The following is a 23,539-nucleotide window of genomic DNA, read 5'->3' as shown; positions in this document are numbered from 1 at the left end:
CCCTTTACTTTTTCATTATTACTCCGAGAGCAGTCCCAAGCACTATCCCCGTGAGCAGCGAAAGCAGGATGTACCTCTCGGTGTTTGTTCCAGTTTCTTTTTTGGGTTCTTGTGGCGTTTCTTTGAGGCCTTCTCCTTTGAGAGCCTCAATGATTGATGCAGTGTTCTTCACCAGCCAGTCTGTGTAGTTGCCTGAGCTCCAGAAGACTGTTATCCCAGCCAGCTGCTTCCCGCTCTTCTCGGCCAGCTCCGTCATTGCCTTCTTCATTTGATCCGGACTGTCGAGGCCGTACACGAGAATGTCCGCCCCCTTGGCTTTCTCAACGAGCGTGTCAACGCCCTTGGCCGGGACTTCTTCCTCAGGTTTCAGGGCCTCAGCGGCCTTAATTCCAAGCCACTCAAGGGCGTACTGGTCGGGCGGCATCTGAATGACTGCGGTGGCGTCTGAGTTGATGAGAGCTCTGTACGCCTTAACTACCCCCAGGACTCTTGCTTTAAATGCCTCAAACTGGAGCCTGTACTCGTTTTCTCTCGCAGGGTCGCTTTGAATCAGTGCTTCCTCTGTTGCCTCTGCTATCGCAATGGCATTGTAGGGGTCGAGCCAGACGCCGTGTGGGTTGTCCTTCTCGTTGTACCAGTGCTCTTTGAGGTATCTGAAGCCGTATTTTTTGTAGTCCTCCACGAGGAGTATCTTTCCGGCAATCTCGCCGTTCTCCTTGAGTTCTACCATCCTCCTCTCCACCGGGAGATGGCCTCCGGTGGTCACTATTACACTGGCCCTCTGGACGAGTTCGACCTGCTCTGCTGTCATCTGGTAGTCGTGGGGGTCAACTCCTGGAGGTATTAGAACCACCACATCAACTTCAGGAAACGCCTCCCTGACTATCGACCCGAGCGGCCCTATCGTGGCCACTACCAGTGGCTTCTCTCCGCTGGCCGTTGCTGAGGGGAAGAAGAGTGAGCCTATGAGCAGTAGGATCATGATTTCCCTCTTCATTTTTTGGTCACCCTAATTCACTTTTCAGAAAGCCTTTAAAACATTGTTCCCAGCTACTACTGGTGGTTGTCTTGAGGAGACTTGCTGGTTTGATAATCATGGGACTCCTTGCGACTGCTCTGTCCACATCGGCTTATGACACAGGTTCAAACGTTACCGTCGAGATAAGCCCAAACGCGGAGCTTCTCGGAGTTCTCTACTACCTCGCCTTCGGCAACGACACCTTCGTGATAGACAGAGGCGGCTATATTAAGGACGTTGAGGTTTATTTCGGGAAATACAGGGACTCGGATGCCGTTGCACTCGTGAGGGATTACTTTTCAGGTGCGAATACGATTCCAGAGAGGGATTACCGCCTTATGGTTCTCGAGTACTACCTTCTCCTATGCTCGGAACCCCCGGAGCTGAAGCCCCTCACCGAGCTGGGTTATCCCTGGTTTGAGGATGTCTTTTTGCCGGCCGTGAGGAAGTTTGCAGAGGAAAGCAACTTCATGGAGTTCTACCGTACGCATCAGAATTACTATCGGGAAGATTTGAGGATTTACATAGGTGCGCTCTCTCTACTCCCTCCTGATGAGTTCATGGCCAAAACCACAGGAATATCCAACGTGAAATACATCTTTCTCCATCCGTACCTCGTCGCGGTTCACGGTCACAGCTTCAATCCAGAACTGAACGGAACGCTCTACTGGGGCGCTGGCGGGATGATGCCACTCGTTAGAAGGACGTCGCAGAGGACAGTATGGAGCTACAAAACCGCACGCGATACGATGTTTGGTTTGCCCCTTAACAGAGACATAATCAACTCCACGTACCTCGATGAGCTGATATACCTCGGGTTCATCTACCACGAGCTCGGCCACGATGTCACTCTTCCAGCCCTTTACTCCATCAACCTCACGGAATATGAGTACCTCCAGGATGCCATAGAGGAAGACATGCCCTATCTGGCGCGCTACGACATCCACTTCTGGGACTCGGTTGGGATGATCTACGAGGGCTTTGCGGATGCCTGGGAAGACTACGCCCTCGCTCAACTGGACGAGAACTACACCCTTTTGGCCATGTACATGCAGAAGGCCTGGGGCGAGTTCTGGGTGGAAGAGCTGTTCTACAGGATTCAGGACTGCGTGGGTAAGGTTCGCCTTATGGAGGTGCCCAACCTTACCGCCTGCGTCCCGTGGGCCCTTGAGTCACTCAAGAAGTTCGTCTCCCCCGAGAACGCCAGCCTGGTCTATGAGAATGAAGTTCCAGTGACACCGCTAAGGGCCTTTGACAGGGCTGCCCAGGCTGGAAAGATTGTAATCGTCTACGGCACTCAAAATCCCGATGAAAACGGGACGGAGTACGACCGGAAGACAGCTGAGATGATAGCGGAAAACCTCAGGAAGTTCTACTCCCAGTGGCCTAGAGGGGTTGATGTCGTCATAAAAGCCGACAGCGAAGTGACAGACGACGACCTTAGGGAGAACCTCGTTCTCGTCGGCGGTCCCGTGGCTAACGCGCTCGTTAAGGAGTTTGAAGAGGAATTTCCTTTCAGGTTTGTCAACGTGAATGGGGATTGGAGGCTTGCCTACAAGTGTGTCAAATACTCAGACTGCCCCTACAGCGTCAAGTTCTTCACGATAACCAATGAGAGCATCAAGGGTATCGCATACCTCCTAACGGACAACGCATCAGTTATACTCACAGTCAGGAACCCATACAATCCAGAGAACTACGTTACGTGGATAGCGGGAGAGAACAGAGAACTGACGAGGCTGTACACGAACCCGACCTACTACCTCAGCAGCTATGAGGTGTATGATGGAAAAGAAATCCAGATGGGATTCTACGTTCAGCCGCTTTCTTCATGAGGCTCTTCTTCGCTCTTTTCTTTCCCGTTGCTCTTGATGTGAGGTTTGCCGATGGCTATCGTGAAGCCCTTGAAGCTGTCGTCCTTCCTGTTGAATTCTATTGCCAGTGGAAGGTCGTTGTCCTCGTTGAAAACTATCCTCACGATCCTCGCGCGGGAGTGGTCGTTTATGTAGTCCTCCTTCAGGCTCTCGTAGTTGTCAAGGACGTGGTTGATGCTCTCGCTGTGCATCTCGTATATCTCACGGGAGTAGACGCTGTGATTCTTTATCTCTTCAACCTTCCTCTCCCTGTCCAAGCTACCACTCCCTCAGGCTTTGAGCCACTTCCCTTCCCTGAACTTAAAAACCTTCCTCATTTCAGCCATCCTGAGGGCCTCTTCGAGCTTGCCCTTCGGGACTTCGAGACCATGGAGCTCCTTGAATAGTTCGACTATTTCGTCTGTGCTGACGGCTTCTTTCTCCTCGAGGATGTTGCTCACGAGGTTTATCATGTCCTCGACGAAGTTCCACGGGAAGACTATCCAGGCCCAGTCTATTTCCTCCCCGTAGTACTCAGGCTTAAAGCGGGAGCCTCTGATCGTTAGGAGTGTCGCAGTCCTGACTTCCGCAGGGCTCTTGCTCTCAACGTAGTTCTTCGCCAGCGTCAGGCTCTCACCTGTATCGCTGATGTCGTCGACAATGAGAACCTTTTTCCTGCTGAGGTCGTAGTTCGTGCCGTACTTGAGCCTGGCCTTGCCGTCCGGGGTTGCTGTAACGCCCCAATGCTCCACCTTGAGGCTGACGAGGTCTTTAATACCGAGGTAGTCGCAGTAGAGCCTCGCCGCGACCCAGCCTCCCCTAGCGAGACCAACCACCACGTCTGGCTTCCAGCCTTCTTCCAGAATCTTCCAAGCGCCTTCCTTCGCCCACCTTTCAATGTCTTCCCAAGAAGCGAGCCTTGCAGGAAACTTCTTCATTGGATTTCCCTTAAGGGAGCGAAGAGAAGGTCATATTTAAGCTTTTTGGAACGTGAATTGCCATAGAAATGCCGATTGTGTTTTGGGACTTGTGAGGGTGTTGTAGCGGCTAGGTTTTGAACAGTCGCCGATTTCCCTATCGTCAAAACGAGAAGAGAAACGTTTTAACTGCTTTTACAGACGTAAAACTGTGAATGTCATCAGAGGTGATAAAAATGGCTGACCCCAAGATAGAGGCACTGTTCAGGCCCAAGAGCGTTGCAGTTATAGGCGCTTCTGGAAAGCCTGGAAAGATAGGCTATGCGATTATGAAGAACCTCGTCGATTACGGATACGAAGGAAAGATATACGCTGTCAACATCAAGGGCGGCGAAATTGAGATCAGTGGAAGGAAATTCCCTGTTTACAAGAGCATTCTTGATGTTCCCGATGAGGTTGACATGGCAGTTATCGTCGTTCCGGCAAAGTTCGTCCCGCAGGTCGTTGAGGAGTGCGGTCAGAAGGGCGTTAAGGTTCTCCCAATCATAAGTTCGGGCTTCGGTGAGCTCGGTGAGGAGGGCAAGAAGGTCGAGCAGCAGCTCGTTGAGACTGCCCACAAGTACGGCATGAGGATTCTCGGCCCGAACATCTTCGGCGTCGTTTACACTCCCGAGAAACTCAACGCCACCTTCGGTCCGACCGACGTTCTCCCCGGTCCGCTCGCCCTCATCAGCCAGAGCGGTGCCCTTGGAATAGCCCTTATGGGCTGGACGATCCTTGAGAAGGTTGGTCTCTCCGCTGTAGTCAGCGTTGGAAACAAGAGCGACATTGACGACGCCGACCTGCTCGAGTACTTCAAGGAGGACGAGAACACAAGGGCAATCCTCATCTACATGGAGGGCGTCAAGGACGGAAGGCGCTTCATGGAGGTTGCAAAGGAAGTCAGCATGGTCAAGCCAATAGTCATCATCAAGGCCGGAAGGAGCGAGCGCGGTGCAAAGGCTGCCGCTTCCCACACCGGTTCGCTCGCCGGAAGCGACAAGGTCTACGATGCCGCCTTCAAACAGAGTGGTGTCATAAGGGCCTACACCATCGGCGAGGCCTTCGACTACGCAAGAACCCTCAGCAACCTGCCAGAGCCAGAGGGAGAGAACCTCGTCATCCTCACCAACGGCGGTGGAATAGGCGTCATGGCTACCGATGCGGCAGAGGAAGCCGGCCTGCACCTCTACGACAACCTCGAAGACCTCAAGGTCTTCGCCAACCACATGCCGCCGTTCGGCTCCTACAAGAACCCGGTTGACCTCACCGGTATGGCCGGTGCCGAGAGCTACGAAGGTGCCATAAGGGACGCTCTCGCCAACCCAAACATGCACAGCATAGCGGTTCTCTACTGCCAGACGGCCGTCCTCGATCCTAGGGACCTCGCCGACATAGTCATCCGCGAGTACAACGAGAGCGGCAGGAAGAAGCCGCTCGTCGTTGCTATCGTCGGTGGTATCGAGGCCAAAGAAGCCATTGACAGGCTCAACGAGGAGGGCATTCCTGCCTATCCTGAGCCGGAGAGGGCAATAAAGGCCCTCGCGGCGCTCTACCGCTGGAGCAGGTGGAAGAAGAAGCAGAAGAAGGAGTGAGCTTCTTTTTTCCATTCTCTCAAACTTTCTGTTCTTGCTTCATCCCAACAACAAGCGTTTTAATGGTCAACCCCAAGTGAGTTCTGGGGACACCTATGCTCATCGCCCTAATCTCAGACATCCACTCCAACTGGGAGGCCCTTCAGGCGGTGTGGAAGGAGGTAAAGTACGCCGATGTGATACTCTGCATGGGGGATTTGGTTGGTTACGGAGCAAGTCCAAATGAGGTTGTTGAGTTCGTCAGAAAGCAGATGGAGGAGAGGACCCTTCTCTGCGTCAGGGGCAACCACGACAACGCGGTGGCATTTGGAGCGGACTGGGGGTTCAATCCCTACGCGAGGGAAGCGGTTAGATGGCACCAGTGGGTTATGAAGAGCGAGAACCTGGAGTTTCTGAGGAGGCTCCCCGTGAGACAGCTCTTCACTGACGACAGGGAAAGGAGTTATCTCCTAATCCACGGCTCCCCGAGGGCACCTCTGGATGAGTACCTCTTTCCCTGGCTCCCAGAGAGCGAGTTCAGGTCTGTTCTTAACTACGTCAGGCAGGACGACCTTTTAGTGGGCCACACCCACATCTCGATGCTCAAAGTCATAGATGGACGGAGGATAATCAATCCGGGCTCTGTAGGCCAGCCCAGGGACGGGGACTGGAGGGCGAGCTACGCACTTATGGATACTGACGAGGAGCCTCCAGAGAACGTGGAATTCCACAGGGTAGAATACGATGTGGAAGAGGCGGCAAGGAAAATAATCGAAGAGGGTCTTCCAAGGTTTCTAGCGAATAGGCTGTTCGAGGGCCTTTAGTCCTTCCTCTGGAGGCCGCCGCCAAGCCTCTTCTCCCGTGCAGTTCCAGTCACGCTTGGAAGGTGCTTAAGCTTTGACTTAACAGCCAGTTTGTTGGAGTCTATTATTATGACCTCACCAATGCTCTTCACCGCGCTGATTGGGATTAGAAGGAGTCCTTCCTGGTCCGTCACAAACTCACTGACGTCGAGGTCCTCGTCGGGTTCTGCCACGATGACAAGTATCTCCCCCGTTTCCTCATCGAAGCTCAGGTCGTAGACCCATCCAAGCCTTATTCCCGTATCGGTTATCAGCTCAACGTCCCTAAGTTTTGATGCCATTATCTTTACCATTATCAGCCACCTCTGGAGTTGTTCCCACCGTTATTGGGCATCGGTGTATAAAACCTTTTCCAAAATAATAGAGATGGGAGCGTCAGAAGGTATAGTAGTCGGGGCCGCCTCTCTCCTTCCCTGCCTGCTTCTTTCTGTTCTCCTCAAAGCTCCTGTAGTACTCCATCATGTACGGCGTGACGCTCGGTTTGACCTTCTTCATGGCCATCTCGAAGTCCTTCTTTGACACCTTCAGCTTCTCAAGGAACTCCTCGGACTCGCTTTCAACTACCTCGCGCGGGAGCTCTCTCATTATCCTGCGCATCGCTATTAGGGCTGCCTCCCTGACGAGTGCGGCTATGTCTGCGCCGGTGTAGCCTTCGGTCTTCTTGGCGAGCTCTCTGAGATTAACGTCACCTGCAAGCGGTACTCTCCTCGTGTGGACTTTGAATATCTCGAGCCTGGCCTTCTCGTCCGGCGCTGGAACGAGTATCAGCCTGTCGAACCTTCCTGGTCTGAGGAGTGCTGGATCGATAATGTCCGGCCTGTTAGTGGCACCAATAACAACCACACCACTGTTCTCCTGGATTCCGTCCATCTCGGTGAGCAGCTGGTTGATCAGCCTGTCAGTAACCCTGTCCCCCTCTGACCCACGAGCTGGGGCTATTGCATCGATCTCATCGATGAACACCACTGTTGGGGCGGCCTGGCGAGCCTTCCTGAAGATCTCCCTAATTCTCTTCTCGGTCTCGCCGACCCACTTTGAAAGAACCTCCGGGCCGCGTATGGCTATAAAGTTTGCTTGACTTTCGTTGGCTACTGCCTTAGCCAGGAGGGTCTTACCGGTTCCCGGCGGACCGTAGAGGAGTATTCCCTTCGGCGGCTCAATTCCGAGCCTCTCAAAGGCCTTGGGGTATTTGAGGGGCCATTCTACTGCTTCTCTGAGCTCCTGCTTCACATCCTCAAGGCCGCCGATGTCGTCCCAGCGGACGTTCGGGACTTCGATGAGTACCTCCCTGAGGGCGCTTGGCTCTACCATCTTGAGGGCCTCGTAGAAGTCGTCCCTTCTAACGCGGAGCTCCTGAAGGACCTCTGGCGGGATTCTCTCCTGTTCTGGGCTTATCTTACCCTCTTTGATAAGCCTCCTGAGAACGACCATGGCCGCTTCTCTTGCAAGGGCAGCTAAATCAGCACCGACGAAGCCGTGCGTAACTTCAGCCAGCTCGTCGAGCATTTTGTCTATCAGCTTGTTCCTGACCTCCGAGTATATTTCGGCGTCCCTTTTGAGAGCCTCTTTAACTTCGCTTTCAGTCTTCGCGTTTTCAACTTCGGCGATGATATTGTCTACCCTTTCGGCGTCAAAATTACCCTTCTCCTTTATCTCGCGGAGCACTCTGAGGACGGCCTCTTTGTCGTAGTCCGGTTCGAGGGGCATTCCTCTGGTGTGGATCTGGAGGATCTCTTTCCTGCCCTGCTTGTCCGGGACGCCGACCTCAATCTCTCTGTCAAACCTTCCTGGCCTCCTCAGGGCCGGGTCGAGTGCGTCGGGCCTGTTGGTAGCGGCAATGACTATGACCTTTCCACGGCTCTTGAGACCATCCATCAGGGTGAGCAGCTGGCTGACAACGCGCTTCTCGACCTCTCCAACTACTTCTTCCCTCTTCGGGGCTATCGCGTCTATCTCGTCGATGAAGATTATGCTCGGAGCGTTTTCTTCGGCTTCCTTGAATATCTCCCTCAGTCTCTCCTCACTCTCGCCGTAGAATTTGCTCATTATCTCCGGTCCGTTGATTGCTATGAAGTGAGCGTTGGCTTCGTTGGCGACGGCCTTAGCGAGCAGAGTCTTACCCGTTCCGGGCGGGCCGTAGAGGAGAACTCCCTTCGGCGGCTCAATCCCAAGCCTCTCGAAGAGCTCCGGGTGCTTGAGAGGAAGCTCGACCATCTCCCTTATCTTCTGGATGGCGTCGCTGAGGCCGCCTATGTCCTCGTAAGTGACCTCCGGGATGCTCTCCTCCTTGACTTCGACTGCCTGCGGAAGGACTTCGACTTCGGTGTTGTATGTTATCTGAACGATGCCTTTTGGAACTGTGTTTACCACGACGAACTTCAGCTCACCGAAGCCTATCGGCATGGCCTCAAAGAACCCTCTGAGCAGCTCGTCAAAGGGTGAGTACACAGCCTCGTTCTGTCCGCCGGCCACTATGAGGTCGCCCTTAACGACGGGCCTTCCGAGGAGGTTCTGCTTTACAATCTCTCCCGGAATCTGGATGAAGACTCCCTTCTGGGCAGGAGCCAGAACGACCTTTTTGGCCTCTTGGACTTCCGCCCTGGAGACCGTGACGTAGTCCCCTATGCTCACTCCCGCGTTTCTCCTGATGTAGCCGTCCATCCTGATTATGTCAAGCCCCCTGTCGTCTGGATGGGCATTGGCGACTATTGCCGCCGTAACCCTCTCTCCCTTGAGCGCAACTATATCTCCAGGCTCAACGCCGAGCTTTCTCTGGTACTTTCTGTCGAACCTGACTATTCCCCTTCCAACGTCCCTTTTCAGGGCCTCCGCGACGCGGAGCTTAATCTCGTCAACCCTTTCATCTTCTTTACCGAATATCATCTTGAACGCCCCCTCCTGTGAATTTCTATCGCCTCCTCGAGCGTGAGGTTCCCGAGCGCAACCTCCCTGGCCAGTCTTGAGGAAATCGTAATGTTTCCGCTCAGCTCGCGGCTCCTCCTCTTTATGTGCTCTATCTCCTTTTTTGTGGGTTCTTTTACCTCAAGAACGTCGCCTATGGTGGTCTCCCTGCCTTCCCTGAGTCCGATGTTTATGGATGCAACGATATCAACCACGGAGGAGCTTTCAACCCCACCGACCTTTGGCGTCGTCCTGGACTCGTTCACAATGATTATTGGGTAGTCATGCCCTAGTACTTCTCCAAGGGCCTTCAGCATCATAGTCCTCTGTCTCTTAGCGCCGTTCCCGACCTTAAGCTTAGCGGTCGGGTATTTCTCAAGCAGTCCCACCACAGGTTCAACATCTTTGGGGCTTTTAAGCCTGTGGACTTCTATAACCCTTCCGTCGGCGACAACGCTCACTCCTGGCCTGTCCCCGGGGTCTATGGCTATGAAGACGTTCTGGAAGCGCTTTCTCCCCTCCAGCCTGGCGAGAAGGTCGTCTATGAAGTTTTCATCCCTCACGATGACCTTAACCGGGAACTCGACCTTATCTTTCTCACCCGTGAGAACGACCTCAACATCGTAGGGAATCCTCTCGCCAACCCTAAGGCTCAGAAAGGGTATTCCATACTCCTTTAACACCTTGGTGGCGAGGTAATAGACCCTCACGTTGTCGGTCATAATCGCTACTCTCATGGTCGAAAGTTAGCAGGGACGTTAAAAAACCTTTTCTGGGCTATGGTTGTTTGGCAGAGAGCAAAAAGAAGGAAGGGGCTTCAGCGGCCCTTCATCACCATCCACACCAGCAGTGGGAAGACGAGGGTAGCGTCAGCCCATATCTCAACGTAGTCCGCTTTAGCTCGTATCTTACCCCAGCTGACCCCTTCACTCGGAGGCGCGCCGCTCAGCGAACCGTCCCAGGGGACGGCCGTTGTGATGTAGATCGCGTAGTCGGTTCCGCCCCTGAAGAGGTTTGCGTTGATTATGGCGTGCTTTGGCAGTGAGCCACCGAGGATTATCGAGGCGGTTTCCTTCGCGGTAACTGCAATGTTGTTGAGCTTCACGATGTCGTTGGCGATGTCTATGATGAGTTCTCTATCTCCGCGCTCCTCTTTGAAGAAGTAGAGCATGTCCCCTATCGAGCCGTCAGTTATTGCCGGACAGAAAATCGGCACGTTTCTCTTGTAGGCCCAGTATATCACCGAGCGCTCCTTCTCCTTTCCCAGCTTCTCATCCATGTATCTTCCGAGCTCGTAGATGAACTCGCTGGCAGTCAGCGGCTTTCCGCGCTCCTTCTCCATCTCAAGAACGCGCTCGAAGAAGGGTATCATGTACTTCTCAAACTCGATGTAGCGGTCGTTGGGCACGAAGATGTTGCCTATCCTGTTTATGCCCTTCTCGCGCATCAGGGCGTCGTTCACGTGCCAGTCTCCGAGGATGAATGGCTTCAGGGCCTTTATGAAGTCCTCTTCGATTCCCCCTGCGGTCGTTACAATGACGTCAACCTTACCCTCCTTCACGAGCCAGGCTATCAGCTCGCGCAGGCCTGAGGAGATTATGTTGGAGGTATATCCAAGGAATACTCTGACTTCTTTCCCTTCGGCGCGCCTCTTCTCAACTTTCTTCCAGATTTCGATGGCCTTCCCGAGATGGGTTGCCTGGAAGCCTATCCGCTCGTAGTAGTCGATGACTTCTTCGAGGCTGGAAACCTCATCCAGCCACGGCCCCTCTATTGGAGTCCCCTCTACCTCTTCGCTCTCCTTAAGGACGATGTCTTTTGGTTCCGTCATGAGGAAGAATTGGGGAAAAAGCGTTTAAATCTTTTCACTATAAAAGGCGATGGAGATTAAACATCATGGACCTTCGTTTCTATGATCTCCTCCACGTTGCCTTTTATTGCCTTGCTTATGAGACAGTACCTGTGGGTCAGGTCTACAAGTCTTTCGACCTTAGGCCGGTCCTCCCGTGGGATGGAAAGTTCAATCGTGATGAAAATCTTGTCGAACTTAAATCCTCCATCGTTATCCCTAGCGAGAAGGGGTTTGGCGGTGACTTGAAGTGATTTGAGATTAATCCTCATCTTCTCACTTACTGTTGTCATTGTAGTTATAAAGCACGCGGCTAAGGCCGCCGGTAATAACTGCTCCGGCCAAGTTATCATCTCTTCGGAGTTCGTTGGAAGAACTGATAGCGGATTATCCACCTCAAGTTCAATTTTGCCCAGTTTTGTTTTTGTTCTGCCGTCCCCGACCCACGTTGAGGTTGCGGCGAACAGTTCGGCTGCGGCATTAAAGTCTATATCGACCATTTTTACCACCTTCATGCCGCATATTCCTGGGCGGTTCGTTGGATGAAATGTTTTTCCACTTTTAGACTCAGAATACTCTTTTTAAGTTTTGCTTTGGCATTGAAAACTGCACGCGAAAAAAGAAGGGATTATAAGAAGTGTTATCATCACCTACGAATAGACCATCTTAAACTTATTAGCACCTCCCGCTGACGACTTCGCTGATAAGCCTTGCCGCCACAGGAACCGGGAACACCTTCTTTGGAGCCTTCTTGAGTAGCCACTCCTCTATCTCCTTCGCCTTGGCCTTTCCTTCCCTCATGGCCGTTCCAATGTTCCTCGGAGCTACAACATCGCCCGCGAAGAAAATGCCAGCTTCCTTGAGGATCTTCTCGTTGGCGCAGACCACTTCCCTTATCGGGCTAGTGGGGAGCTGGCCAATAGCGTAGGCGACGATGTCAGCATCGAGAATGAAGCGCTCGTCCGTAGTGACAACGTTGCCTTCTTCAATCTTAGTCCTTGCGAACTCGACTCCGTGAACCCTTTCGTCTCCAATTATCCTCACTGGGGTGGCAAACTCTATGAACTCAACGCCCTCCTCAATGAGTTTTCTGATCTCGGTCTTTGCGTAGCTGTGTTCTAATCCCCTTCTGTAGACCATCGTTATCTTCTCCGCCCCAAGGAGTCTGCCCTCAATGGCGACGTCAACCGCCGTGTAGCCGGCGCCTATGACCACAATGTGTTTGCCCTTAAGGTCGGGTATCCTGTCCCAAGGATAATAACCTATCCTCGCCATCTTTATATGGTGGAGCAGGCTGAGGGCGTCGTAAATGCTGGGAAGGTCTGCACCCGGCACCTTCAGTTTTCTCGGCCTCCATGCCCCGGTTGCTATCAGAATTGCGTCAAACTCACCCAGAAGTCTCTCAAGCGAGACGAAGTGCTCGGCCCATTCATCGCCCAGCTCTCTGGGAGAATCGTAGACCACCTTCGTCCTGAAGTGGAAGTTCACGCCGAGTCTTTCAAGGTCTTTAACTCCTTCTCTAACTGTCCTTATTGGTATTCTGGCCTCTGGGATTCCAAAGGCAACCATTCCCCCGCCCTCTGACATCTTTTCGTAAACGTGGACTTCGTAGCCCCTGCAGGCTAGATAACCAGCCGCCGATAATCCTGCCGGCCCAGCACCGATGATCGCTATCTTGAAGGGCTTTGGCTCTTCTTTTTCCCTGCAGATGTATAACCTCACTCAATCACCCCCCAAGATTTTTTTAGAACTTCTGGTTTTTAACAAAAGGTTTTCAACTTTAAGGCACTTTTCGTGAAAAGCTTGTACAAACGGCGAAAACTCCTCAAATTCGGAAAGCCTAATTCGTCGGAAAGACAAGGTTATTAACTGCTATTTCCAAGGATACTCCATGAGCGTGGAGATAGACCTAGAGGGAATGAGGATCATCGTGACGGCCTCATCGCGGGGAATAGGCTTCAACGTCGCGCGCGAACTCTTGAAGAGGAACGCAAGGGTTGTCATCAGCTCTAGGAACCTTGAGAATCTCAAAAGGGCAAAGAAAGAGCTCGAAGAAGTTGGGGAAGTTTACGCTGTAAGGGCGAACCTATACGACCAGCGGGAGCTGGAGAACCTTGTAAAAACTTCCTGGGAACTCCTCGGCGGAATTGATACCCTAATCTGGAACGCCGGCAACGTGAGGTGTGAGCCCTGCTTCCTCCACGAGGCAGAGTATATGGACTGGCTTGAGGCGGCCGCACTTCACTCGGTTGCACCAGGATACCTGACCACGCTCTTGGTTCAAACCTGGCTTGAGAAGAAGATGAAGGGAACTTTAATTTACCTCAACTCGGTCTCGGTGAAGGAGCCTATGCCACCCCTTGTTTTGGCGGACGTGACGAGAGCAGGACTAATCCAGCTGGCGAAGAGTGTTTCAAGAACCTATGGGAAGTACGGCATTCGGGCTTATTCGGTATTGTTGGGAAGCTTCGACACGCCGGGAGCGAGGGAGAACCTGAGAAAGCTGGCTGATGAAAGAGGAGAATTCTTCGAGGAGACCTGGGAGAAGGAAGTCCTCTCGAGGACGCCCCTCCATAGGACGGGCAGGTGGGAGGAGCTTGGCTCGCTGGTGGCTTTCCTGCTGAGCAAGGAAGCCGAATACATGCTCGGCTCGACGGTCGTTATAGACGGGGCAATGACGAGGGCGGTGGACATCTGACGGAATAGTTTACATTTTCCTCAACACACCAAAAAGGGTTAGAAGAGATAGAGAAACTGACTCAGAAGTAAATCCCCATCTCCTCCGCTATCTTCCTGAGCCTCTCTATTCTCGCCTCGGTCGGCGGATGGGTTGAGAAGAGGTTCGCTATGCTCATGCCCCTGAACGGGTTCACGATGAACATGTGGGCAGTTGCAGGGTTACCGTCCTTCATCGGTCTATAGCGGACGGCCTGCTCTATCTTCATCAGCGCGCTCGCCAATGCGTGCGGCTTACCGCTTATCCTCGCACCGCCTTCATCCGCTAAGAACTCCCTTGACCTGCTTATCGCCGCCTGGATGAGCATCGCCGCTATTGGAGCCAAGACCGCCACTAGTATTGCACCTATGATGTCTCCGCTATCGTCCCTGTCTCTTCCGAAGCCGCCGAATATTGCTATCCAGCGGGCCCAGTAGGCGAGCTGCATTATCGCGCCGGCCATTGCAGCTGCCACAGTCCCTATTAGTATGTCCCTGTTCTTTATGTGGGTCAGTTCGTGCCCTATGACTCCCTCAAGCTCGTCCCGGTTGAGTATCCTGAGCAGTCCCTGGGTTACGGCCACTACGGCGTGCTTTGGGTTCCTTCCGGTTGCGAAGGCGTTGGGGGTCTCGCTTGGGATTATTGCCACTCTGGGCGTTGGAAGGCCGGCCCTCTGGGCGAGGTCTCTCACTATCGCGTACAGCTCTGGGGCTTCGTACTCATCAACTATCCTTGCGTTGTACCAGCTCAGCACTATCCTGTCGCTGTACCAGTATGTTATGAAGTTGAAGAACATTGAGAACAGGAACATTATGAACGCCACATTCGGTCCGCCGAAGAGGTAACCTATCCCCATTAGCAGGCCAGTGAGGATCGCCATGAGCACTCCGGTTCTCAGCCACATCACAAGTCCCATGCCCTCTCACCTCCAGACTAAAATAACAATCTGGTATTAAAAGCTTTGGTCTAGTATTAATTGCCGGCCTCTGTGCAGAAGTTTTTACTTTAGACTTATAATTCCTGCTGGAGGGAAAAGAGAAGTGAGAGAGGCATCACATGCCCATGTCCATGCCGCCCATTCCGCCCGGCATTCCGCCGCCCTGGTTGCCCTCATTCTTGGAGGGCTTTGCGGCGATGACGTCGTCGATCCTGAGGATCATTATAGCTGCTTCGCTGGCGCTCTTGATGGCCTGCTTGGTGACTCTTAGAGGAGCAATGATTCCACGTTCGAGCATGTCGGCAGGCTCACCGGCGAAGACGTCTATGCCGATGCCAAGGCCCCTGTTCTTGTGTTCGCTGATTACCTTGACGAGCATCTCAACGGTGTCAAGACCAGCGTTTTCAGCGAGGGTCTTAGGGATTATCTTGAGGGCCTCTGCGAAGTTCTCTATGGCGAGGGCCTCCTTGCCACCGACCTGCTTGGCGTACTCGTCGAGCCTGATGGCGAGCTCGATCTCCGGAGCGCCACCAGCCGGAAGAACGGCACCGTCCTCCATGACGTCCTTGACGACCTTGACAGCATCTTCGAGGGCCCTCTCGACCTCGTCAATGACGTGCTCGGTTCCACCGCGGATGAGGATGGTGACGGCCTTCGGGTTCTTGCAGCCCTCAACGAAGATCATGTTCTCGCCGGCGAGCTTCCTCTCCTCAACGACCTCAGCGTAGCCGAGGTCTTCTGGGGTGAGATCCTTCACATTGGTGACGATCTTAGCTCCAGTGGCCTTGGCGAGCTTCTCCATGTCGCTCTTCTTGACTCTCCTGACCGCCATTATGCCGTACTTGGCCAGGTAGTGCTGGGCAAGGTCATCAATACCCTTCTGAACGAAGACGACGTTCGCACCTGTCTGGGCGATGTGGTCGACCATGTCCTTGAGCATCTTCTCCTCCTGTTCAAGGAAGCTCATGAGCTGGTCGGGGCTGGTTATGTTGATCTTCGCATCTGTTTCAGTCTTCTTAACCTCAAGGGCCTCGTTGATGAGGGCGATCTTAGCGTTCTCGACCCTCTTCGGCATCCTCGGGTGGACGACCTCCTTGTCGATGACGACGCCACGGACGAGCTCGCTCTCCTCAACGCCCTCGCCGGCCTTCTTCTCGAACTTGATGTTGTCGAGGTCAACGAGGTACTTTCCGTCCTTCTTCTCGGCGACCTGCTTGACGGCCTCGACGGCAAGCTTAGCAAGGAGCTCCTTGTGGCTCTCGGCGTTCTTTCCGGTGATTGAAGTGGCGGCGATCTTGAGGAGGGTCTCCTCGTCGTCCGGGTCAACCTTTATGGCTATCTCGTCGAGTATTTCCTGGGCTTTTTCAGCGGCGAGGGCGTAACCTTTAATGATTATGCTCGGGTGAATGTTCTGGTCTAAGAGTTCCTCAGCCTTCCTGAGAAGCTCGCCAGCGATGACGACAGCAGTAGTAGTACCATCACCAGCCTCCTTATCCTGAGTCTTAGCAACCTCAACCATCATCTTAGCAGCCGGGTGCTGGAGGTCGATCTTGTCGAGGATCGTAGCGCCATCGTTCGTGACAACTATGTCGCCGAGGCTGTCGACGAGCATTTTATCCATTCCCTTCGGGCCGAGGGTTGTCCTGACAGTCTCGGCGATGATTCTCGCGGCAAGAATGTTCAGCCTCTGGGCGTCCCTACCAACGTACCTCTGAGTCCCCTCAGGCAGAATAACAACCGGCTGTCCACTAAGCTGTGCCATTTAACATTCCTCCTATCGAATTGCTTTTTGCAGAAACGCTTCGTTAGTGCTCTATAAAAGCTTTTGGGTCAAAAAGTTCATAAAAATTGTTTAAAATTGAATAAATGACGAATAAATTCCAAAAAGCAGAGGAAAGAACTAAAACGTTGAAGGCCCATTAACAGTGGGTGATAGGGTGAAGCTAATAGCCCAGGGGGCCGAGGCGAAGATATACGAGGCGAGCTTTGAGGAGGTCTTCGGCGTTCCCCTGCTCAAAGAAAGAGTCATCGTAAAGCACAGGATTCCGAAGAGGTATAGGATCAAGGAGATAGACGTGAAGCTGAGGAAGGAGAGAACCGTTAGGGAAGCGAGAATTCTCCACAGGGCAAAGGAGTTCGGCGTCAACTGTCCCCACGTTTACGAGGTTGACCTGGGGGACATGAAGCTCGTGATGGAGTACATAGAGGGACAGAGGCTCAAGGAGCTCCTTGAGAGCGTCCCGATGGAAGAGAGGCTTGAGCTGTGCCGCGAGGTCGGGAGGCAGATTGGGAAGTTACACAAGGCTGGAATAGTGCATGGAGATTTAACGACCTCGAACATGATATTCAGAGAGGGAAAAGTTTACCTGATAGACTTCGGTTTAGCTGACTTCGACTCGACCCTTGAAGCCAGGGGCGTTGACCTTCACCTCCTCAGGAGGGCGATGGAGAGCACCCACTACACCTGGTTCGAGAGGGGCTTTGAAGCCGTCCTTGAGGGCTATGCAGAGGTTCTCGGCGAGGAAGCCAGGAAAGAGGTCGAGGAGAAGATGAGGGAGATAGAGAGCAGGGGTAGGTACAGGGAGAGGAGCTGGATCACCTGAACTTCCTCAGGATCCTCTTGTATATCTCCTTTTCTGCACCTCTGGCCTTTCTCGCTAGCCTCTCGACGATCAGCTCGGGCGTGCTCCTTCCGAGCCTTCCGAATACAGGCTGTCTGTCCACTATGAGGTTCAGGTTTTCGTCAAGGCCCTTCGCCTCTATCCCGTCAACCCTCGCGAAGGGCAGTTCCTTCTTGAGGTCTTCCCCCAGGTGGGAGACTATAACCACGTGAAAGCCCTTATCGTGGGCGACCTTCAACAGCTCGCCGATTATCTTGACGGCCGCTCCCGGCTCTGTGATTGCTTCAAACTCGTCTATGAGAATGAGCTTGTTCCCCTTTCCGCGGAGAGACCTCACAAACGACCTGAGGGCAGTCTCAAAGGCACCGGCGCCGTAGACGCTCCTCTTCCGCCTGAAGAAGAACAGCTCGTCGAGGACTCCGACGCGGGCCCTCTCGGCAGGAACAGGAAAGCCCATGTGGGCAAGAATGGAAATCTGAGTTATCAGCTCTAGCAGGCTCGTCTTTCCACCGCTGTTGGCTCCAGTTAGGATAACGACGTTCTCACCCATCACGTTCTCTGCGTCTGGAACGTTGAACCACTCTGACTTTTCTCCGACAATGTAGCTAACCGGCTGCGGGTTCTCTATGAAGAGGTGTTGCCCGTTCAGAAAGGCTATCCCTCTTTCAGCTATCTCTGGAAAGGTGAAGCCCTCCGTGAATGCCTTCACCGCCTGGAGGAAGTCGAGCTCCCTGATTTTTGAAAGCTCCTCCCTGAGCTTTGGAAGGAGCGGTCTCACCTTTTCCGCTATCCCCCTCGCCTTCATGTAAACCTCGACCTTCAGCTCCCGCTCAAGCTCGGTTCTCAGACTCTCAACGACCTCTGGCGGGACTCTGACCGGGTAAAGCTCCTCGCGCGAGAAAAGCTCCACGTGAAGGCCAAGAACCTTTGAAAGCTCGCTCTCGGCCTCGTTTATCATGTCAAGGATTTCCCCTTCAATTTCGCGGAAGTGAGAGAAAATGGCCTCGTAGTTGCCCTCCCTCAGCTCGTTCAGGAACTTCACGAGGTCTCTTCCAGTGAGGGTGAGGCTGAACTTCTCAAGCTTCTCCTCTATCCTCTCGTTCAGCGCCCTCTCCTTCTCGGCTATGAGTTCATCCAGAGATCCTAGAAGCTTTTCCTTCTCAACGACCTCCCCGAAGGGTGCCAGGTGTTCGAGAATCTCGCCGGCAACGCTGCCCTCGCCGGTCAGCTCCCCTATCTCCTCAAGGGCCTTGAGCGTCTCTCTGTTCTCCCAGAGAGGAATGATGTAGAGCTCTGGAGCGACCTGCGATGGCAGAAGCTCTACGTCGATGCCGTAGCCGATCGTACTCAGGACGAGCGGGTAGCCTTCGGCCTCCTCTGGATTGGTCGTCACGTCGCAGAGGCCGAGCCTCCTAGCGGCTTCCAGCTCTGACTCATCAACGAGGAGAACCCTGTCGTGCAGGTAGTCGCGAGTGAAGCGGATGGGTCTGGCCCTCTCTATTAACTCCCTAATGCCTGGTTTAACTCTTTTAAGGGCCTCTCTCAGGTATTCCTGCCTCTTCAATATCTCCCCGCGGTCGTTAGTTGGGGAAAAGTTCTCAAGGTATTCGGAGCTCTCTTTGAGGACTAACCTGGACTTGATTTGAGATGCTATATCCCTGTAAACCGCCCTGGCTTCCGGGTTGAGCTTCAGCGCCATACCGAAGAAGATGAGCATCAGTCCTTATAAAACTGACCTGACCGGTCGGATGGTCAATGTAAGAAAGGGGCGAAGGGTTCAGAAGCCGGGTTTTCTAACCTTCACGACTTCCTTGTTCACGAGAGTCGGCGGCACCTCGCCGTTCTTGAACGCTATGAGGTTTCTCGCGACCAGCTCCGCCATGCCCTCCCTGGCTCCGTACGTCGCGCTCCCTATGTGCGGCGCCAGAACGACGTTCTTCAGGCTGAACAGCTCCTCGTTGTAGTAGGGCTCCTCCTCATAGACGTCGAGGCCAGCCCCAGCGATCCACCCCTCTTTCAAGGCCTTTATGAGGGCTTTTGTATCCACGACCTTGCCGCGCGCTATGTTCACCAGTATGGCGGTCTTCTTCATGAGCCTCAACCTTTCCTCGTTTATCATATACTGAGTTTCCTTCGTCAGTGGCACTGCCAGGACAACGAAGTCGCTCTCCCTCAACAGCTCATCCAGAGGTTTGAACTCAGCCCCAAGCTCCTTCTCTGCATCTGGTTTTCTGCTCCTAGAGTAGTAGAGGATTCTCATGCCAAACCCCCTTGCGCGCCTAGCAACTGCCTGACCGATTCTTCCGAAGCCGACTATTCCGATCGTCTTTCCGTAAACGTCGTAACCCAGGAACCAGCGTGGATGCCAGGCAATTCCTCTCCTCTTCCACTCTCCGGAGCGAGTGAAGTTGTCGGCCTCTATCAGCCCCCTGGCCGTTGCTAGGAGGAGCGTCCAGGCAAAGTCAGCAGTGGCGTCGGTCAGGACGTCGGGCGTGTTGGTGACGTAGATGCCCCTCCTTGTGGCCTCTTCGACGTCTATGTTGTCGTAGCCGACCGCGTAGTTGGCGACTATCCTCAGCCTTGGAGCGGCGTCGAAGACCTCACTGTCAATCCTCTCGCTGAGCATGGTCACGAGAGCATCAACATCCCTGACCTTCTCGAGTAGAACCTCCCTGGGTATCTCACGCTCTTCAGGCCATACCTCAACCTCAAAGTGCTCCTTCAATATCGCGATGCCGTTCTCGGGAATGGCACGGGTTATGAAAACCTTAGGCTTCATGTCCATCACCGTTTAACACTTCGAAAAAGGGAATAAAAACGAAGCGCTCACTTTTAGTGCTTTACTTTGTGAACCACCAGCATCAGGATTGGGAGCACTATGAAGGCGAGCATGTCTCCCGTGTCCCCCGCGAGGGCAAGAACGTCGGCGAAGTTTCTGACGCCTGCGAAGTAGACGATGGCCGGGGGTATTACAGTCAGAGCCCACGCAACGGGTCTCTTGAGCTTAACGAACTCCTCGTTGTTGCTCTGCTGGGCCAGCGAGATGCCGATGTAGCTTGTTGTTATGGCGAGGAGCGGTATCAGGTTTCCGATGAGCCATCCCAACTTTCCGTAGAGGAGTTCCAGGCCCTGGGTAGCCATCTGTGGTGTATCCCTTCCGAAGACGAGCAGGAAGGTCGCCATGAATATCGCGTAGATTACCGTCGGGATTACGAAGGCCCACACCACTACCTTTTTGGTCTCCTCGTAGCTTCCCAGCCCCTTGTAAACGTCAGGAATGACCGTGTGGCAGCCGAGGGCGAAGATTGCAACACCAGTGATGCTCCACAGGCCCGAGAGGTCAACGTAGAGACCCTTCTCAAGCTTCGCATGGGGCAGTATCATTGCCGTCACCGCTATGAAGAGGAAGAGCATGACGAAGCTCATGGCCAGCTCGGTCTTTCCGCTCGCCTCTAGGCCTTTGTAGACGACTATTGAAGCCAGAACCCAGAATACTGCCGCTCCCACCGTATCGCTCACTCCAAACAGGCTTGAAATTACGTTCCCCATACCTGCTACGTAGGCAAGCACCGCACCGAAGCTCATTAGGGATATGCTGAGGTACATGAGCCAGCCGCCGGCCCTTCCGAGGACCCTCTGGGCCGCTGTGCTCATCTGCGCCCCGCCCATTTTGGCGGAGAACTTAAGGACGATCATCGCAGTCCAGAGCATCAGGAACATGACCCCCATGAGGACTCCGAGCGCGGGTATAAGGCCGACCTTGCTGGCGGCGTACGGCAGTCCAAGAACCCCGGCTCCTATCTGCGTTCCAACGAGTATAGCCAGCACTTCTCCCTTCGTTATGTGTGCTTTCTCAATCCTTATCGGGCTTGTCCTCAGCCCGTGGGTTCCCTTTTTCCGCCTGAGGCCCTGAATGAGCATGATTTTCTTCCTGCGCTGGGCGGCTATCCTCATTGAATAGTACCGCCCGCTTGAGGTTGGGACCTTCTTTCTCTCAACACCATCTGAAACCGGCAACCTCTCACCTCCAGAATGAACGGATGGATACATTATATAAAGCCACGCTCGAAATAGTGAAATCTCCTTCTAATATAATTCGACACAACCATGGCTATGCCGTACCTGTTGGGAGGAACTTTTTAAAAGGGCGAATCCAACCATTGACCATGCTGGGGCATGCTGCAAAGCTCCTTGCAAGGGCGAGGTTTGCCATAGCCTTTACTGGAGCCGGCATAAGCGCTGAAAGCGGCATTCCAACGTTCCGCGGCAGGAACGGCCTCTGGAAGACGTACCGAGCCGAAGAACTCGCCACACCAGAGGCTTTTAAGAGGGACCCGCACCTCGTCTGGGAGTTCTACAAATGGAGGATGAGGAAGATTCTGGAGGCGGAGCCAAATCCCGCTCATAAGGCCCTTGCAGAGCTTGAAAATATGGGCGTCCTCAAAGCGGTGATAACCCAGAACGTTGACGACCTCCACAGGGAAGCTGGGAGCAGAAAGGTAGTCGAGCTTCACGGCAACATCTTCCGCGTCAGGTGCGTTTCATGTTCCTACCGGGAGAACCTAAAAGAGAGTGGCAGGGTCTTCGAGTTCGTCCGGGAAAAAGAGCTGCCCAAATGCCCGAAGTGCGGCTCCCTTTTGAGGCCCGACGTTGTGTGGTTCGGCGAGCCTCTGCCGAGGGAAGCGCTTGAGGAGGCGTTCTCCCTGGCTGAGCGTGCCGACGTCGTTCTCGTGATAGGGACGAGCGGCGTCGTTTATCCAGCGGCGTACATCCCCTACATCGTAAAGGAGCGCGGTGGGAAGGTCATCGAGATCAACGTTGAAAGGAGCGGGATAACCCCAATAGCGGATGTTTTCATCAGGGGAAAGGCCGGCGAGGTCATGCCCAAGCTTCTAGAGCGGGTTAAAGACATCTTAGCAAGCGGGAATCACTACGGTTAAATACTCGTATCCCGTAGAGAATGTGGGGGAGCGGTTATGATTAAGGCTGTCCTCTTTGATCTTGACGATACCCTTGTGGATACAACAAAACTTGCCGAGCTCGCGAGAAAGAACGCCGTTGAGAATATGGTGAGGCACGGGCTTCCCGTTGATTTCAATACCGCTTACAACGAGCTCCTTGAGCTGATAAACGAGTACGGGAGCAACTTCGGCAGGCACTTTGACTACCTGCTCAGAAGGCTTGACCTTCCCCAGAACCCGAAGTGGGTAGCCGCGGGTGTGATAGCCTACCACAACACGAAGTTTGCCTATCTAAGAAGCGTGAAGAACTCTAGGAGGGTTCTGCTCGAGCTTAAACGCGAGGGTTATAAGGTGGCTGTCGTGACCGACGGCGACCCGATAAAGCAGTGGGAGAAGATACTCCGGCTGGAGCTGGATGAGTACTTTGACGAGGTCTTCATCTCCGACTACCTCGGAGTTAAGAAGCCCCACCCGAAGATATTCCTGAAGGCCCTCAAAAAGCTCGATGTAAAGCCGGAAGAGGCAGTCATGGTTGGAGATCGTCTCTACTCGGACATTTACGGTGCCAAAAACGTTGGGATGGTCACGGTATGGTTCCGGTACGGCAAGTACAGAGACAAGGAGATGGAGTACGTCGAGTACGCTGATTTCACTATAGAAAGGCTTGAAGACCTTCTTAAGATAATCAGGGGGTTAAACAATGAGGAGAAAGTCAGTTCAGATACGGAAGTTCATGCTGATTGACTCGGCCTATAAATCCCGCATACTGCGGGGCGATAAAGTCACCACGATCCGCTACGGCGACTACGAGGCGAAGCCAGGGAGCGAGGTCTATCTGGTAATAACGCCGAGCGATACCGCCGTTGCCAAGGTGAGGATAACCAAAGTGGAAAAGAAGAAAGTCAGGGAGCTCACGAACGAAGACGCCAAACTGGACGGCTTTTCGGACGTTAAAGAGCTCCTCCGTGAGCTCTCAAAAATATACGGAGAGCTTCACGGTGACGATGAAGTTACCATAATAGGCTTTGAGGTGGTTAAGCGCTTTGAGGACGGAATCCCGCTCAAGTGGCTTAAGGGGTTAAACTACCGCGAACCTGAGGAGATAGCACGCCTCTACCTCGAAAACCAGGAAAAGCTGAACCTCAACAGGGAGGCTGACTTCATACTGCGCAGGATTTACAACGAGGGACTTGGAAGGGCTGTGAGGACATTCGGACCAAAGAGGGTGCAGAACGCGCTCCTGAAGGCTTATCACCAGCTCTATGCGGAAGGACTAATCTGAGGAGGCAT

At 53.5% G+C, this 23,539-nt stretch carries 22 protein-coding genes; 8 read left to right on the top strand and 14 right to left on the bottom strand.

From position 1 onward, the window contains the following. Positions 1 to 4: 4 nt before the first annotated feature. Complete coding sequence (locus A0127_RS01630) at positions 5 to 997, bottom strand: metal ABC transporter solute-binding protein, Zn/Mn family (protein WP_062387124.1); 993 nt, start codon at positions 995 to 997, stop codon at positions 5 to 7. A 62-nt stretch (positions 998 to 1,059) separates the two neighbouring features. Here A0127_RS01630 and A0127_RS01625 point away from each other — a divergent pair, with 62 nt between their 5' ends. Next, positions 1,060 to 2,853 (top strand): hypothetical protein, encoded by a 1,794-nt coding sequence (locus tag A0127_RS01625; protein WP_231855783.1) that lies wholly within the window; start codon positions 1,060 to 1,062, stop codon positions 2,851 to 2,853. On the opposite strand, the gene A0127_RS01620 is transcribed toward A0127_RS01625, so the two are convergent. Continuing rightward, positions 2,835 to 3,149, bottom strand: a complete 315-nt coding sequence (locus tag A0127_RS01620; RefSeq protein ID WP_054841453.1) for a hypothetical protein — start codon at positions 3,147 to 3,149, stop codon at positions 2,835 to 2,837. The genes A0127_RS01625 and A0127_RS01620 overlap by 19 nt on opposite strands. Before the next feature lie 12 nt (positions 3,150 to 3,161). After that, positions 3,162 to 3,809, bottom strand: a complete 648-nt coding sequence (locus A0127_RS01615) for a phosphoribosyltransferase (RefSeq protein WP_062387118.1) — start codon at positions 3,807 to 3,809, stop codon at positions 3,162 to 3,164. 215 nt (positions 3,810 to 4,024) lie between these two features. On the opposite strand from A0127_RS01615, the gene acs reads away from it, so the two are divergent. Further along, positions 4,025 to 5,422: an acetate--CoA ligase alpha subunit gene (gene acs, locus A0127_RS01610; protein ID WP_062387115.1), complete on the top strand. Its 1,398-nt coding sequence runs from the start codon at positions 4,025 to 4,027 to the stop codon at positions 5,420 to 5,422. A 95-nt stretch (positions 5,423 to 5,517) separates the two neighbouring features. Further along, positions 5,518 to 6,225 carry a metallophosphoesterase family protein gene (locus A0127_RS01605; protein WP_062387112.1) on the top strand — a complete coding sequence of 236 codons (708 nt, stop codon included), beginning with the start codon at positions 5,518 to 5,520 and terminating at the stop codon, positions 6,223 to 6,225. On the opposite strand, the gene A0127_RS01600 is transcribed toward A0127_RS01605, so the two are convergent. The 6 genes from A0127_RS01600 to A0127_RS01575 form a co-directional block, all read right to left on the bottom strand. Continuing rightward, a complete protein-coding gene (locus tag A0127_RS01600; protein ID WP_062387109.1) occupies positions 6,222 to 6,557 on the bottom strand; it encodes a PRC-barrel domain-containing protein in 336 nt (111 codons plus the stop codon). The two genes, A0127_RS01605 and A0127_RS01600, sit on opposite strands and share 4 nt — an antisense overlap. A gap of 82 nt (positions 6,558 to 6,639) precedes the next feature. Further along, positions 6,640 to 9,147 (bottom strand): CDC48 family AAA ATPase, encoded by a 2,508-nt coding sequence (locus tag A0127_RS01595; protein ID WP_062387106.1) that lies wholly within the window; start codon positions 9,145 to 9,147, stop codon positions 6,640 to 6,642. Further along, the gene (locus A0127_RS01590) at positions 9,144 to 9,902 is read right to left on the bottom strand and encodes a hypothetical protein (protein ID WP_062387103.1); all 759 of its coding nucleotides are present in this window, start codon (positions 9,900 to 9,902) and stop codon (positions 9,144 to 9,146) included. Before A0127_RS01590 ends, A0127_RS01595 begins: the two co-directional genes overlap by 4 nt. Before the next feature lie 80 nt (positions 9,903 to 9,982). Then, the gene (locus A0127_RS01585) at positions 9,983 to 10,996 is read right to left on the bottom strand and encodes a deoxyhypusine synthase (protein WP_062387098.1); all 1,014 of its coding nucleotides are present in this window, start codon (positions 10,994 to 10,996) and stop codon (positions 9,983 to 9,985) included. 56 nt (positions 10,997 to 11,052) lie between these two features. Then, positions 11,053 to 11,514, bottom strand: a complete 462-nt coding sequence (locus tag A0127_RS01580; RefSeq protein ID WP_197463592.1) for an OsmC family protein — start codon at positions 11,512 to 11,514, stop codon at positions 11,053 to 11,055. Positions 11,515 to 11,689: 175 nt separating this feature from the next. Then, positions 11,690 to 12,736, bottom strand: a complete 1,047-nt coding sequence (locus A0127_RS01575) for an FAD-dependent oxidoreductase (RefSeq protein ID WP_062387093.1) — start codon at positions 12,734 to 12,736, stop codon at positions 11,690 to 11,692. A 196-nt stretch (positions 12,737 to 12,932) separates the two neighbouring features. Between A0127_RS01575 and A0127_RS01570 the strand changes: the two genes are divergently transcribed. Further along, a complete protein-coding gene (locus tag A0127_RS01570; RefSeq protein ID WP_062390810.1) occupies positions 12,933 to 13,712 on the top strand; it encodes an SDR family oxidoreductase in 780 nt (259 codons plus the stop codon). A 61-nt stretch (positions 13,713 to 13,773) separates the two neighbouring features. On the opposite strand, the gene A0127_RS01565 is transcribed toward A0127_RS01570, so the two are convergent. Together A0127_RS01565 and thsB are read right to left on the bottom strand one after the other, a co-directional pair. Next, positions 13,774 to 14,646 carry a zinc metalloprotease HtpX gene (locus tag A0127_RS01565; RefSeq protein ID WP_062387090.1) on the bottom strand — a complete coding sequence of 291 codons (873 nt, stop codon included), beginning with the start codon at positions 14,644 to 14,646 and terminating at the stop codon, positions 13,774 to 13,776. 136 nt (positions 14,647 to 14,782) lie between these two features. Then, complete coding sequence (gene thsB / locus A0127_RS01560) at positions 14,783 to 16,429, bottom strand: thermosome subunit beta (RefSeq protein WP_062387087.1); 1,647 nt, start codon at positions 16,427 to 16,429, stop codon at positions 14,783 to 14,785. Between the two features lie 175 nt (positions 16,430 to 16,604). Here thsB and A0127_RS01555 point away from each other — a divergent pair, with 175 nt between their 5' ends. Continuing rightward, the gene (locus A0127_RS01555) at positions 16,605 to 17,270 is read left to right on the top strand and encodes a Kae1-associated kinase Bud32 (RefSeq protein ID WP_062387084.1); all 666 of its coding nucleotides are present in this window, start codon (positions 16,605 to 16,607) and stop codon (positions 17,268 to 17,270) included. On the opposite strand, the gene A0127_RS01550 is transcribed toward A0127_RS01555, so the two are convergent. From A0127_RS01550 to A0127_RS01540, 3 genes are all read right to left on the bottom strand, one after another. Then, the gene (locus A0127_RS01550; protein WP_062390808.1) at positions 17,263 to 18,987 is read right to left on the bottom strand and encodes a MutS-related protein; all 1,725 of its coding nucleotides are present in this window, start codon (positions 18,985 to 18,987) and stop codon (positions 17,263 to 17,265) included. The genes A0127_RS01555 and A0127_RS01550 overlap by 8 nt on opposite strands. 78 nt (positions 18,988 to 19,065) lie before the next feature. Continuing rightward, the gene (gyaR, locus tag A0127_RS01545) at positions 19,066 to 20,067 is read right to left on the bottom strand and encodes a glyoxylate reductase (protein WP_062387081.1); all 1,002 of its coding nucleotides are present in this window, start codon (positions 20,065 to 20,067) and stop codon (positions 19,066 to 19,068) included. A gap of 53 nt (positions 20,068 to 20,120) precedes the next feature. Then, positions 20,121 to 21,305 carry an aromatic amino acid transport family protein gene (locus tag A0127_RS01540; protein WP_062387077.1) on the bottom strand — a complete coding sequence of 395 codons (1,185 nt, stop codon included), beginning with the start codon at positions 21,303 to 21,305 and terminating at the stop codon, positions 20,121 to 20,123. Between the two features lie 149 nt (positions 21,306 to 21,454). Between A0127_RS01540 and cobB the strand changes: the two genes are divergently transcribed. From cobB to A0127_RS01525, 3 genes are read left to right on the top strand one after another with little or no spacing between them, the layout of a single operon-like run. Then, positions 21,455 to 22,228 (top strand): NAD-dependent protein deacetylase, encoded by a 774-nt coding sequence (gene cobB, locus A0127_RS01535; RefSeq protein ID WP_062387074.1) that lies wholly within the window; start codon positions 21,455 to 21,457, stop codon positions 22,226 to 22,228. 36 nt (positions 22,229 to 22,264) lie between these two features. Continuing rightward, positions 22,265 to 22,993 (top strand): TIGR02253 family HAD-type hydrolase, encoded by a 729-nt coding sequence (locus A0127_RS01530; protein ID WP_062387070.1) that lies wholly within the window; start codon positions 22,265 to 22,267, stop codon positions 22,991 to 22,993. Further along, the gene (locus tag A0127_RS01525; protein WP_062387068.1) at positions 22,950 to 23,531 is read left to right on the top strand and encodes an ASCH domain-containing protein; all 582 of its coding nucleotides are present in this window, start codon (positions 22,950 to 22,952) and stop codon (positions 23,529 to 23,531) included. Before A0127_RS01530 ends, A0127_RS01525 begins: the two co-directional genes overlap by 44 nt. The last annotated feature ends 8 nt before the right edge of the window (positions 23,532 to 23,539 follow it).

It is taken from the genome of Thermococcus peptonophilus, from assembly GCF_001592435.1.
Taxonomy (GTDB): Archaea; Methanobacteriota_B; Thermococci; order Thermococcales; family Thermococcaceae; genus Thermococcus; species Thermococcus peptonophilus.
The sequence above is the reverse complement of the archived record's forward strand: the minus strand, read 5'-3'. Positions and strand labels throughout refer to the sequence as shown.